Genomic DNA, 15,059 nt, shown 5'->3' on the forward strand with positions numbered 1-15,059 from the left:
AGCAAGTTTTCACTTACTGGAGCTTTTTATTATTTCTCTTAAAAGCTTCCTCAACAACCTTATAAAGCGGAATCACATTAGATAGTAGTAGAGAATTACCTCTATAAAGACAATCCCCTTTATCCTACCCATCCTCTATTTACACTCCCCTCCTTTCGGAGGGGTTGGGGGAGGCTTCTGTTAGGAGGCTTTTTATCCGTAGATAATATTACCATTCTCGTCCTTATACTCATCGAGACCCTTCTCGTATGTAGCCATAGCGCGAAGACTCATACCTACATTTGAGAAACCACCATCGTGGTAAAGGTTCTGCATTGTCACCTTACGGGTGAGGTCAGAGAACATTACGATACAATAGTCAGCACACTCATCAGCACTTGCGTTACCCAATGGAGACATACGATCAGCGAAGTCGAAGAGCTTATCCATACCCTTCACACCTGAACCAGCAGTTGTCATTGTAGGTGACTGAGAAATAGTATTGATACGTACGTGCTTCTCACGACCATAAATATAACCGAAGCTACGACCGATACTCTCCAACAATGCCTTAGCATCAGCCATATCATTGTAACCGTAGAAGGTACGCTGAGCAGCTACGTAAGAGAGTGCAAGGATAGAACCATATTCGTTGATAGCATCAAGTTTCTTAGCACTCTGAATCATCTTATGGAATGAAACAGCTGAGATATCAAGTGTTGTATCAAGCATCTTGTAGTCCAAATCATCGTATGTGCGGTGCTTACGCACGTTTGGAGACATACCGATAGAGTGCAGAACGAAGTCGATCTTACCACCCAAAACCTCCATTGAGCGCTTGAATACATTCTCCAAGTCCTCAACGTTTGTTGCGTCAGCAGGAATAACCTCGCAGTTTAACTTCTCAGACAGTGCATTTACTGTACCCATTCTTACTGCGATTGGAGTATTTGACAAAGTGATCATTGCACCTTCCTCAACTGCTCTTTCAGCAACTTTCCATGCGATTGACATCTCGTTGAGGGCTCCAAAAATAATACCTCTTTTACCTTTTAATAAGTTGTAACTCATAATCTTCGTTATTCAAATTTGGTGTAAAGGTAAACAAAAAAGGTTGATTTTCCAAGAAAATACACATAAATTACATCTAAATGCTATCCACAAGTGACAATTTGCACCTTTTCACATTCCCTCGTAAGCATAATTAACCCAATCACTTCACCCCTACCCCAAACTATCATAAGCCTATTTTCAACTCCATGAAACTATCTTTTAAAAAATAAAAGAAGCCTCTTCTGAAAGAAATTAAAGACCTTTAATCGTAGAAAGAACTATCGATAATCAAAAGACAATTCGCTTTTTTCATCATCAGAATTATCCTTTCGCGAATTATTTTCATGAAAATAAATATTTTTCTTCATGAACATAAATATTTCTTTTCATGAAAATAAATTCTTCTTTTCGTGAAAATAATTCCAAAAGGATAATTATCTGTAGTTGCACTGCAATGCTTTCTTATTAATTCAAGGCGTAAAATCTATTTTATTTTATGCCCATAAGCCTATGCAGCGATGTAACCTTTCATCTCTGTTTGTCCTATTTACCCCTTCTTACAAGGCTACGAACCGCATATATAAAGAACATTCCAGTAGAGCCAACCAGTGCCAAAGCCATATCCTTCTGTGCATCCCACATATCACCTTGCTGACCATTATAATAGTCAGCCTCCTCTGCTGTCATGACAATCGTCAGTAACCATTCAAATAGCTCGTAAATCAAACTACCCGTTTGAATCATCATCCATGCCACTACAACAGCAACAAACGACTGTTGTTTTACCCATTTCCTACAAAGATAGACGAAGTAAGGGAACATCAATGCCCCAAAAGAGAAGTGTACTAACCGATCATAATGATTACGTGGGTCTTGGAAGAAATCTTTATCAACCAAACCTAACGATACTGCCCACTCCTTATAAGGCACGTAAGAATAAATATAACGTGCGCCAATAACATGAAGCAACGTAAAACCAACAATACCAATAAACGCTGACATCGGTAGTTTCTTTCTAAACACATCTATTATCAGTGGTATCAATAATAGTACTGTACCAATATGCTGCAGCGTCTGCTCATTCGGGTAGATTGGATGAATACAAGTTATAACCGTCACAATCACTACCAACAAAACAAGCGTCAGTTTCGTTTTATCAATCATTTTACAATTCTATTCTATACAATATCTGAAGGACAAAGATAATTCTTTTTTTTATAGATTTGGTAATATCCAATTATTATTTACCAAAAGACGATACTCGATTTTGATATCTGAATAAAAAAGTGGATTACAAAATGATAATAAAATATTATCAAATCTGTAATCCACATAAAACCTATATTTAACCTAAAAGAAGAATCTATTTCATTAGGAACGTGAAATGCTTCTTATCCTTATCAGTAAGTCCCACATAATCCACCTCCATCTTGCCGTTTGCAATACGACATAACAAATAGGTGTTATTACTATTAGCCAAGTTAGGGAAGTTTATTATCTCATTTGGTTTCTGATAGCCAAAGGCATGAAGATGACCGGAAAGCATAACAGACACATTCATCTTATTAAGTTCTGGTGTCAATGTTTCCTGCATGTGATATGGACCATGCCAGTTCTCAAGTGTTGGTGGCATGTGCGAAAACACAACCAATGGGTATTTACCCACTTTCTTCTCCTCTCGAAGTTGACGCAACCAACGAGCCTGCTCAACACGATATTGATCATAATCCACAATGCCACTATATTCTATATCCTCATCAGGCTTATCCTCTCCAGAGTCTATGAACAAGAAATCAACACCTGCTACATGTTGTAGACGATAGTATTTACCTGAATTAGTCGGGAAATAACGATAGAGATAATCAGCAAACTGACCACGGAGTTCATGATTTCCACGATTGAAGAATAAAGGAGTATGAGTAGCAAACATGCTCACACAAGTATCCAAATAAGCCTCCATCATGTGTTGCTGACTTCTCAAACGATTTGACATATCGCCATTAAGCAGCACAAAATCAAGTTTTTTGAAGTCGATATTCTTACATAAATCCTTCATAAACTTGGCACGTTCATGAATATCATTTAGTACTAAGAATGTTATTTCACGTGATTGTGTAGGGAAGGTTGTAAACTCATGAGGTTTTCCACGCCATACATCAGTACAAGCTGTCTTACCAAATGTCACCCAATCATCATAACGCCACTCAGCAACTTCCTGTGTGAAAACGCGGTAACGATATTTTGTATTAGGCTTCAAACCTTCAATATGAACGCGGTGAACACTATCGGTGAGCACCTTACGCCCCTCAAGAATATCATAATAACGAGGACGAGCCTTACCATAGAAATGGTCAGGGCCATCTGGTGCTATCTCAACCCACGACTTTCCAGGCTTGTCTGTCACCCAAACAATTGTAACACTTGTACTATCCATGTCGCAAATCCAAGGGCCATGAGTTACCTCAATGCCCTTGGCACTAAATGAAAGCAGCAACAATAAACCTAACAATACATGTTTCATCTACTTTTACTTAAAATCATTAATCGTTTTTCCTAAAAAAGAATCTATAAATAATACGCAAGACAGCATACAAAGTACTATGTTTTATACAACTTTTTTGATATAAAAAGGTCACTGCACAATCAGCCACAACTATTATACTGGCTTTTCTTCACAAACAAATAGAACTTTATATACCATCTTTTCGTATTAAAGCTGCCCAATATAAGTCCGTCCTAACGCAAAGTTTAATCTCCTTTGGAGACATCCTGCATTATGCTTAACCCTACGCACCATTGGTGTTAACCACAAACACCAATGGTGCTGGGCAACAACACAACTATAGAAGATGATATGTGAGTATCTTGAATGTCATTATAACCCATCATACTATAAGCCACCAAAGATGAACCTATACATAAGAACCTTACCGAACAAATCCTTTACGCTTCTTTTATTTACTTATCTCCTTTCCAAATAGCTTCTTTCTTCTGCAAATCCTCACTGCTACTTCCCACCATAATCTCAAAGATTCCTGGCTCAACTACATATTGCATCTCATTATTCCAGAAACCTAAGTCACGAGCATTGAGAGTGAAGTCTACGCGCACAGTCTCACCCTTTGGTATGAAAACCTTTTTAAAGCCTTTCAACTCCTTCACTGGACGAACCATAGAAGCATGCTTATCTGCTACATAAAGTTGTACGATTTCCTCGCCATCATAACCACCAGTGTTGGTAACATCAACCGAAACCTGTAGTGTACCATCAACATTAAACTCGTTTGCACATTGTATCTCACCATAAGAGAACTTCGTATAACTCAAGCCATAACCGAAAGGATAGAGGTTTCTGTTAGGAACATCAATATGACGAACCGTTGAACTATGAGGCATATCACCTGGTCTTCCTGAACGCTTATAATTATAATAATTTGGAATCTGTCCCTCAGAGAGAGGGAAAGAGGTTGTCAACTTACCTGCAGGAACAGCATCACCGAAGAGAATATCAGCTACTGCATTACCGCATTGTGTACCAGGGAACCAAGCTTCAAGCAAAGCATCTGCCTGCTTATCAACCTTTTCCAAACAGAGAGGACGACCATTCATCAACACAACAACAAGCGGCTTACCAGCCTTTTGTAGTGTGTCAAGGAGTGCTTCTTGCTGACCTGGCAAGCGAAGGACTGCTCTACTGCGTGATTCTCCACTCATCAAAGCCTTTTCACCAACAACAGCTATCACAACATCACTTTGCTTTGCTGCTTCAAAGGCTTTTGAAAACTCCTGCGTTGAAGGGTCTAAGAAGTCGCAACCTTGTACGTAATTGATAGCTACACCACTACCCAACTTATTCTTAATACCCTCTAATACTGTCACAACATCTTTGTCTTCACCACGTGCCTTCCACGACCCCATCACCTCAGAACGATTATTAGCCAAAGGACCGATGAGAGCAATGCGGTTTGTATGCTTAGAAAGAGGAAGTGTACTTTGACTGTTTTTCAACAAAACCATTGACGATGCAGCAACTTTTCGAGCCAAAGTCATAACACTATTAGAACGAACTTCAGTACGTTCGCGCTTAGAATCAAGGAAACGATAGGGATCTTCAAAAAGGCCTAAGGCATATTTCGCACGCAGAATACGCTCAACTGATGCGTCAATAGCCTTTATATCGACACGCCCCTCACGTAAGGCTTTTTCCAAACAACGATTATATAAACCGTCTGTCATATTCATGTCTACACCAGCATTAAAAGCCAAAAGGGAAGCTTCTTCATCCGTTGCAGCTACACCATGGTCTTTCAACTCTTGTACAGCATTCCAATCGCTTACTACAAAACCTTGGAATTTCCATTGATTGCGCAGTAGATTGGTCATCAACCAACGATTACCAGTTGCAGGAACACCATTAAGACTATTAAAAGCTGACATAAAAGTCTTCACACCTGCATCAACACAAGCCTTGAATGGAGGCAGGTAAACCTCAGCCAAAGTAGACATTGAAATATCTACTGGTGCATAATCACGTCCTGCTTGTGGAGCACCATAGGCTACAAAATGCTTGGCACAAGCATAAACTGAGTTAGGTTTACCAAGATTCCATTGGAAACCACGCACACGTGCTTCAGCTATCTTACAAGCCAGATAGGTATCTTCACCAGCACCTTCTACGATTCTACCCCATCGCGGGTCACGTGCAATGTCAACCATTGGGGCAAATGTCCAATGAATACCTGATGCAGAAGCCTCTATAGCTGCAGCTTTGGAAGTCTCATACATAAAATCTAAATCCCATGTACATGATTCTGCCAAAGGCGTTGGAAATATCGTTTTATAACCATGAATAACATCGAAAGCAAAGAGAATTGGTATCTTCAAACGTGATAACTGCATATTCTTCTCCTGCAACTTTCGCAGATTATCAACCCCTCCGACATTGAGTATTGACCCCACCATGCCACGAATAAAGAGCGAATCAGAAAGAGCTCCACTCTGAGGACCTGTCAAAAGCGTTCCTCCTACATATTGAGACAATTGTCCTATCTTCTCTGTAAGCGTCATCTTCTGCATAAGTTCATGCACAAACTTTGTCTCACTATCTCCCACCTTAACTTCTTTTTTCTCTCGTTTCTGAGGAAGTAGAGAATTTACATTATGTGCATTACCTACACAGAAACAGCCAATTGCACAAGCAATAGCTACAATAGTTCGTTTCATATAATTGCAGTTGTTATATTATTCAGACTTAATATTTATTGTTTGTGGAGCTAAATCAACTCCCTTAGCAGTGAGTTGAATATTAGAAGGCTTCTTTCCTGCCTGCACCACAACCAAACACTTGCCAAAGAAAGCACGACGTTCATTAGCTTGGAAACGCTCTAATGAGAACGGACTTCCATTGTCTACACCTGCTATCTTCGCATCTCCTGATAATGAAAAATGGATATTATTCTCTGCCCATGGACAAAGGTTACCATCCTTATCAACAACCTCTACCGATACAAACGATAAGCTTCTACCATTTGCTTTTAGCACCTGACGATTTGGAGTCAAACGAATGTGATGAGGAGTACCTGCTGTCTTCCGTACCTGTTCACCAACAACCTTACCATTCTTTCTTGCTACAACGCGTGCTTCACCAGGTTCAAAGGTTACACGCCAAGCCACATGATATTCATGATCATTGCGCTTCTGGCGTACCCCCTGCGACTTTCCATTGATGAATAACTCAACTTCATCAGCTTGATTATAATAACACCAGAGGTCGATTGTCTGTCCTTCTATCCAATTCCAATGTGGGAAAAGATGCAAAACAGGTTTGTCGGTCCACTCACTCTGATACATATAGTAGCAGTCCTTAGGGAAACCTGCTAAGTCGACTATTCCGAAATAGCTACTACGAGCAGGGAAATTGAAAGGCGTAGGTTCACCGATATAATCAAAGCCTGTCCATATAAACTGTCCTGCACAATATGGAGTATGCTTCACAACATCCCATGTTTGCTCATGTGTAGAACCCCAATAAGCGCAAGAATTGTCATAAGAAGAACAAAGGAAAGTAGGATCTGTGAACGGTCGTTTCTTGCCCGGCATGCGGAAAAGAGAATCACTTGGCATCTTATAATAGCCACGTGTTTGCAAAGCAGAAACCGTTTCGGTCATCAGGAAAGGCTTACCAGGGAAATTCTGTGGTACATCTTTCACTTTTTTTTGATGATAGTTAAAGCCTATCACATCTAAGGCTCCGCTCTTAAATAAGTTGTTATTAGGCGAAACTTCATTACATCCAGCTGTAATCATTCGGGTCGGGTCATAACGACGAACTATAGCAGCCAAAGCCTGGGTAAGCTTTGAATTAAGATTGAGGGTATCACCCTGTGAGAGAGCGGACTTATCCCTTGTATTATTTAATAGGATATTAACATCCTCCAATGCCATTCCTGAGTTATTTACCTTATTCCATTGCTCCAAGACCTCGTTACCAATACTCCAAAGAATAATCGAAGGATGATTGCGATCACGCAGCACCATATCTCTCAGATCACGCTCAAACCATGACTTAAAATACAATGAATAGTCATAAGGGGTCTTTCCTTGTAACCAACTATCAAAGGACTCATCAACAACCAACACACCCAAACTATCACAGAGATTCAGTAACTCTGGAGCTGGAGGATTGTGTGAGCATCTTATCGCATTAACACCCATCTCCATCATCATTTTAACCTGACGATGAAGAGCATCTTCGTTAATCGCTGCACCTAAACAACCCAAGTCACCATGCAGACAAACACCATTAATCTTGATATTCTCACCATTCAAGAAGAATCCCTTTTGAACATCAAACTTTACAGTACGAAGACCTAACTTGAAAGTGTCACAATCGATGACACGATCATTCTCAAGAACTTCTGTTGTAACAGTGTAGAGATAAGGAGAAGAAAGCGACCACAACTTAGGTTTCTGCACACGCATTTGCTGACTAACCATTGTAGCTGAAGCCACAACATTAAGAGCCTTGGAACTTTGAGCAACAACTTCATGATTCTTATTCCAAACCTTTTGACGCACTATCAAACGACGATTACGACCACTAAGATTCTCTATCTGCGTATTAAGCATTACATTTCCAACACCTTTTTTCACTTCTGTGATAGCTTGTACACCCCATTGGGCTACGCGAACATCCGTTGATTTCATAAGATAGACATGGCGATAAATACCACATCCCGTATACCAACGACTGTTAGGTTGCTGGGAGTTATCAACCTTCACTGCAATAACATTATCTCCCTGCTTATTAAGATAAGGTGTAAGGTCAAAGCTAAAACTAATAAATCCATAAGGTCGAGTACCCACAAGCTGACTGTTTACATAAACAGAAGTGTTCATATATGCACCATCGAAATGAAGCGCATAACGTGAACTTGCATCCTTATCTTGTAAGACTAAGTGTTTTCTATACCATCCCTTACCACCAGGAAGGGCTCCTCCATTAGCCCCCGATGGGTGTAGAGCATGGAAGTCTTCTTCTATAGCCCAATCATGTGGGAGGTCTAATAACCGCCAAGCACTATCATCGAATACTGATTGCTGAGGACTATCATCTTGACAAATGGCAAACCGCCAACCATCATCCCATAAGTTACGTTCAAAAGCATGTCCTTCTAAACGATATAAACACAGTAGTAATAGCAGAACAAAACTGCTACGACGCACGAGAGAGAAGGTGGATTTTCTCATATTTTATTAAGTACATTTTTTTTATTCTGCTATTGTGTAAAAACTTCTCTTAAAGGGAAACATTAGTATCTTACTATGTACATAATGACATTAACGGTCCTTTCATACAATTTCCTACCTATGTATTGATGCTTAGCACCAATGGTGTTGACGCCCAGCACCAATGGTGCGGAGCCTTACACGCATTGCAATTTGTCACCAAGAAAAAAGCACTTTACTTATAGCAATTATATTTATAGAATGTTTATTTTCACAAGTTATTTAATGATTACCTTACGTCCATCAACAATATAGACCCCACGTGTAAGCTTGTTTGCCCCCCACCGTTCGGCTACCTTAATCCCATCAAGGGTATAAACAGCACCATCATGCTGAGCTGTGGTTATTATATTGTTCACAGCCGTACTGGCATTATTAATCAGACGAACACTACGCAAGTAATATCCATTACCTGTCACAGCTAAACCGTTATTCTTCAGTTCCTGTGCAGCAGCAGCGTTAATCGTAAACACATAGGCCATCTCGTCAGCACCCTCTGTCAGCTTGATAATATTACCGTATGGTTTATCAGATGAAAGAGCTGGTCTGTCACGCTGTCCCTCCTCTGGATTCTTGTTTTGACGTAAGAAAACCTTTGCACCTGGCTTAACATCTCTTACAATGACTTCTAACTGGTACTTATCTTCTACATCTTTAAATTGCTCTTTAGGGATGAGTGTTTCACCCCAACTAATTTGCTTAAAACCAAGCCATTTTGCAATATCTTTAGAAGAACGGCAAACGGAGAATAGTCGAAGATTCTCACCCTTCAACATACAACCCTCGCTTTTTAGCTTATTGCAAAGTTCCTCTGTATTGACAACAAAAGTCACCTGTGCATCGAGTTGAGCAAGTTCAGGTCTTACTGCAATAATATTTTCACCTTTTTTATCATAGATATCAAGCTTTATTTTACCAGATTCACGATGTTCTGATGCACTCAGCGTATCAATATCCATCACCAGCTGGTCGCCTACTTTCAGATTAGTAAAGCGTTCTGCAGGAATTACTAACTCAACCGTTTTGGTCTTCCAATCCCAACTAACAGGTGTAGAGCCAAGCCACAATGGTTGATTAGCACGTTTATATATACGCATCCAATCAACATTCATCTCATAATTATGAGGAACTTTATTAGGGTCACCACCATACTTAGGATCCATGTGTGGATAAAGAATACCACCACCATCCTCATCAGGCGTACCACCAATTCCACCATTTATAGCTACATCCCAAACACTATCAATGTCTGCGGTATATTTTTTCTTTAGAAATTCATTGTATTTATAAATAGAAGTTCCGTCAATAACATAATCTTTTGTAGAGAATACCGACCGTACTCTTCCATCTAATAAGAAGCTTATAGCAATATGTTTAGACGAATCACCCGGTACAGGGTCCATTTGTACACCGTACACATGGAAATCAGTAGCAGGATCAAAAGAGATTTCTCTTACACGCTCAGAGAAAGGATTATAGTTATATTTGTTTGTGAGCGTGAGCTTTTTATCTTTGTCTTGAAACCAACCCAATCCATGCACAGACTGATGAAGCGTTCTCTTACCCTTGAATTTATAAGTATGCTGTTCCCAATTATTCCATTTATCAGCATTGTCATCATTCACAAAGAACTCTAAAAGGTCTACCTCAAAAGTACTTGCACCTAAGCGATGACGAAGCCATAATGCCATCCAAGTTCCAATTTCATAAGGTACCTTTGCCTTTATTTCGATGCGAGAATAAAGTGGGTAATACCGCTTAACATCCCTACTGGACAAGAAGCCTGACCACCATCCTAAGTTTGTACCATTGTGATTAGGCTTTAGTGGATAACGAGGAATAACTCCATAATCCACATAAGGATCTGGAACTTCTGGTTTACTGATTCCCGTATTAATTGGGTCACGTGTAGCTCGAATAGTTAGAATACCATCCTTTACCGTAACCATTTGCTCACGATAAGTCTGTGCCATACCCTGTCCAGGGTTATTACCATAGGCATCATTGGCATAGTTTCGTTTAGGGTCACCATATAGTCCCCATATCTTTTTGTTTACAGAAGTACCATTAAACTCATCACCAGGCAAATTCTTCCACCCTGGTAAAGTAGGAACCTCAGATACTTCCGACTGCGCTCTTACGTTGATTACACCCATACTTAGGACGCAAATCATTGAAATAAGAATCCTCATAAGCTTGTTTTATTTTATTTGAAAAGTTTCTTTTTACTTTTATTTTAAGCGATTCTATCCCAATAACAGGGGGAATTTAATGTTATAGGATAGAGTTCGCTTAATCATTTGATAGAGAGTATAAGTTCGTTACATTAAGAACCTTAAGGCTCTACGATGGTAGCTTTCTTTGTTACGAAGTCAATAGTAACCTTTGTTCCTGCTTTCCAAACATAATCCTTATTAGGCTCTCCCTCACCATTCTTACGATAGAGAAAATCCTTTGTTTCTGGATTAACATATACCTCACGTTTCCAAGAGCTAAACTTCTTCGCGTTCTTGAACGCAGGAATATCTGGATAAATACGCATTCTACCCCCATTCGTAATCGTTGCACTCATAGTTCTACCATCAGCATTCGCTGCAAATACTACTGGAGCACCGCCACAATCGCCCGATAACTTAAGTGGCTGAATAGCGATATCACGAGAATCCAAGGCTACAAAGACAATATAAATACCATCACTTGGAACGACTGCACGATTGTTAGCAACAGTATAGTCTGTCAGTGTCTTCAATTGTGCAAAGTTTCCTTTACCGAATGCCTTTTCTGTTGAGAACTCAAGTGCAGTCCCTCCACGAAGATAAGTGATATAGAACCAACGAGAGTCACCCGCATAACCATTCTCAAATGACGCTACCTCTGGAGAACTCCAATCCCAATTACCAAAGTCATCACCAGTCATATAGAGGTGTTTAACACCTTCTGGAATAAGATTCTCAGGAGTTGTACCACCAAAGTCAGCTGTATTATTAGCAATATCAAGGCTTACCTTTGTACCCTTCGCTACAGGCAATACACTTGCTTCACTCGTTGCTACACCAGGATATTCCACCTTTCCATTACGAATTGTGAACATCATAGTTGACCAATCACGTGCATTCTGTTCAGAATTAGCAAAGAAGTTAAGCTGTCCTGTCTCAGTTGTCTCAACAGATAAGTTGCTACCATTGAGTTCTAAAGCCTGTTCCTTATCTCCTAATGCAGTGCCCGAAGCATACACCTTCGGTGTTTCAAAAGAAATCAACTTACGGTCTAAATTAACATAAACCAAATAAAGTCCAGAGGTATTTACAGTTGCCTTACCACTACCATCCACAGTAACTCCCTGCATTGTTGCCAATGAAGAGAAAGCCTGTGAACCATCTTTTGACATAGCCCACTCTACTGTTTGTCCTGCCTGCAGATAGCATAAACGCCAGAACTCACCATTGCCAACAGCACCTACAGGCGCCATCTTTACAACTCCATTCGTGTTCCAAGCACCGAAGTTTGAACCACCCATATAGAGTTCGTTGGAAAGTCCAGTAACTTCAACACCCTTACCACCCATACGTGCAGTAAACTTACCAGTCAAAACACTATATTGCACCTGAACACTGTACTGCCCTTTTAAAGGGAACTTCAACTTAACATTTGACTTATTTGTCAATGGCTGATAACTATCATTGAGCTGATTGGCACGTTCAGCCAAAGCAGTACCAGTGAAAACAGCCGACAAAGTGTCAACCTCCGTTTCGCTATCACGCAGATACAAAGTTGTACCATCATTCATATTGAAGACATACTTACTTGGCAAGAGCTGCTGAGTTGAGTCAGCATTGCTCCAAGTCACAACGTGCGTAAGCTTGTCATAAGTAACATTATTAAGTGGAATAGCCGTACTTCCATCTGCTGTAAGCGCATTATCACCCTTCATTGTAAACTGAATAGGAATGATGGTCAATTCCTTTCGTTGCTGATTAACAACAATCTGATACAGTCCTTCTGAAGGAACAGAGAAGCCTTCACCACCTTCTGTCAAACTATAAGCTGCCGCCTGAGCGTTAGAAAGCGGAATCTCACTTCCCTTTCCATAAACAATAGGTTTTCCATCAGTACCCACAAAGGAAATCTGAAAGCGACCATCTTTCTTCAACCAAGCCTTAAGACTTAACATATTAGCATGAGAGCCAGCAATCAGTCGTCCTGTCTCAATTGGGATAGAGAACTCTGATGAAGAACCTGAAAGATAGATTCCCTCTGGCACATTCACAACCTCATCGTAGGCTATATTATTTTCTGTACAAGCTGCAACGCCTAAGACGCACAACATAGTAAAGATATTCTTTAACTTTATCATGATGCTCTAATTTTGTTATAGTGCTGTCCGACAAACCATGTCCTTGTAAGTTAGTTATTAGTGTCTTACTCTATTTTTAATGTAAGTAATGACCCTATCTTACCATCTTATATCGTGGAACTTGTGCTCAGCACGTGTGGTGTTCATGCCCAACACCAATCGTGTTAAGGCTTTATCGGACAGCAGTAATTATATTACCAATCTCTATTTTGACTCCATTTCTTCAGCTTGAGTAGCTCAGACTCTGGAATTGGATACCAATACATTTTAGGTTGGAAAACTCTATGTTCTACTTCTGTAGGTGCATAGGTAAATCCACCTGTAGCCTTCTTGGCAATCTGTACTCCCATAAGTGGAGAACCAAGTGTAGAAGAAGCAATTTTCCAACGGCGTACATCCCAAGAACGATGCTCCTCGAAAGCCAACTCCACACGACGCTCATGCTGTATAACCTTACGCATCTCATCTTGTGAAAGTCCACTTACGACATTTGGAAGTGAAGCACGATTACGAACCTTATTCAAATAAATAGCAATATTAGGATTAGAAGGGTCATATTCATTGAGTGCCTCAGCATAGTTCAAATAGATTTCAGCCAAGCGGAACAATGGGACAACATGACCACCGCTACCTCCTCCAGTCTGAATATTAACATCCTCATTGAGGTACTTACGCAAGTAATATCCAGTCTTGGTTGCATTTGGATTAGGACTTGCATCTGCACCTCCAGGGAAAGTAGTTACATTCTTTCCCTTGAAAGAAGCTACATTCATCAAGATTGTTGCAGCCAATCGTGCGTCCCTATTTATGTAAGGCTGTGCTGCTTTAGCAGGATCGTTCCAATCAAAGGCTGTTCCGTCAAGCATCTCATACTCATCAACTAAGTTTTGTGAAGGATTAGTTCCCCCCTTTCCACCAAAGCTAATTGGGAAGTTACTCTTTTCAAAACTTGAGTTTGCACCATATCTACGTACGAAGATATATTCCTTATTTTGGAAGTCATTCTTAAACAAATCGCCATAAGAGGTAGCCAACTCATATTGATTGAGGTCGATAACAGCCTTAGCCGCATCAGCTGCAGCCTTCCAAAGAGAAGCATCAGACGGCTTATTAGATTCGTTTAAATCACCAAAATTAACGTAAAGAGGACTGGCAGCATAAAGTAACACACGACTCTTCAAAGCCAACGCTGCGCCCTTCGTTGCACGACCAAAAGCATCATTATTATTACGCCATGGTGTCAGTTCAAGTGTATCTGCAGCCGTGTCGCACTCTTTAACGATGAAGTCTACAACCTCCTTCATGTTTGGACGTGGAGTATTCTCATAATTCTCATTGAGACTGAGCGTAGAGGTAACAATTGGAGTTGGACCATAACGCTTCAACAATTCAAATTGGAAGTAGGCACGAAGGAAACGAGCCTCTGCTCGCCACATACGGATATCCTTCAAGTTATTAGCATACTCAACCTGCTTATTAGGGTCCAATCGTGTAATATCAAGATTGACATGATTGGTGTTTTCCAGTAGAGTACAACACTTAGAGATACCAGCATAGTAACGATTCCAATGGTCATCAGGATTGCTCAAAGCACTCCAAGAGCCATTATTAAACTGTTGAACATTTGCTGTTTCTATAGCAAACTCGGCATCATCTGTTGCAGCATCTAACATAGCTCCATCTGACAAACGGTTCAATCCCTCTGGAAGCAGTGAGTAAGCATAGGTAAGATATTGCTTTGTTCTATTGTAAGAATCAAACGTTGCAGTCTTATCTATAAACGAATCTTCCTCACGGTCCAAAAGACTATTACATGAACTTAGAACCAGTGCAGTGCTGATAGACACTGGGATGATAATATTTGAAAAAAACTTTGTTTTCATAG

The 15,059-nt window shown here is 40.2% G+C and carries 8 protein-coding genes; all 8 read right to left on the reverse strand.

The genetic code is table 11. The features are described 5' to 3' along the window. Window positions 1-192: 192 nt before the first annotated feature. Entirely contained in the window at window positions 193-1,050 is an 858-nt protein-coding gene (locus PMEL_RS06105; RefSeq protein WP_120174430.1) for an enoyl-ACP reductase, read from the reverse strand. Between the two features lie 525 nt (window positions 1,051-1,575). After that, a complete protein-coding gene (locus tag PMEL_RS06110) occupies window positions 1,576-2,196 on the reverse strand; it encodes a DUF2238 domain-containing protein (protein WP_120174431.1) in 621 nt (206 codons plus the stop codon). Between the two features lie 199 nt (window positions 2,197-2,395). Continuing rightward, window positions 2,396-3,553, reverse strand: coding sequence for an FN3 domain-containing metallophosphoesterase family protein (locus PMEL_RS06115; RefSeq protein WP_120174432.1), 1,158 nt, complete (start codon window positions 3,551-3,553; stop codon window positions 2,396-2,398). 437 nt (window positions 3,554-3,990) lie between these two features. Further along, window positions 3,991-6,255, reverse strand: coding sequence for a beta-glucosidase BglX (bglX, locus tag PMEL_RS06120; protein ID WP_120174433.1), 2,265 nt, complete (start codon window positions 6,253-6,255; stop codon window positions 3,991-3,993). An 18-nt stretch (window positions 6,256-6,273) separates the two neighbouring features. Beyond that, window positions 6,274-8,781, reverse strand: a complete 2,508-nt coding sequence (locus PMEL_RS06125; RefSeq protein WP_120174434.1) for a glycoside hydrolase family 2 TIM barrel-domain containing protein — start codon at window positions 8,779-8,781, stop codon at window positions 6,274-6,276. Window positions 8,782-9,038: 257 nt separating this feature from the next. Beyond that, window positions 9,039-11,012, reverse strand: coding sequence for a family 16 glycosylhydrolase (locus PMEL_RS06130; protein ID WP_120174435.1), 1,974 nt, complete (start codon window positions 11,010-11,012; stop codon window positions 9,039-9,041). Window positions 11,013-11,155: 143 nt separating this feature from the next. Then, complete coding sequence (locus PMEL_RS06135) at window positions 11,156-13,174, reverse strand: SusF/SusE family outer membrane protein (RefSeq protein WP_025839643.1); 2,019 nt, start codon at window positions 13,172-13,174, stop codon at window positions 11,156-11,158. A 194-nt stretch (window positions 13,175-13,368) separates the two neighbouring features. Beyond that, window positions 13,369-15,057, reverse strand: a complete 1,689-nt coding sequence (locus tag PMEL_RS06140; protein ID WP_025839641.1) for a RagB/SusD family nutrient uptake outer membrane protein — start codon at window positions 15,055-15,057, stop codon at window positions 13,369-13,371. Window positions 15,058-15,059 lie beyond the last annotated feature (2 nt).

The sequence above is a fragment of the Prevotella melaninogenica genome (assembly GCF_003609775.1).
GTDB classification, from domain to species: Bacteria; Bacteroidota; Bacteroidia; order Bacteroidales; family Bacteroidaceae; genus Prevotella; species Prevotella melaninogenica_A.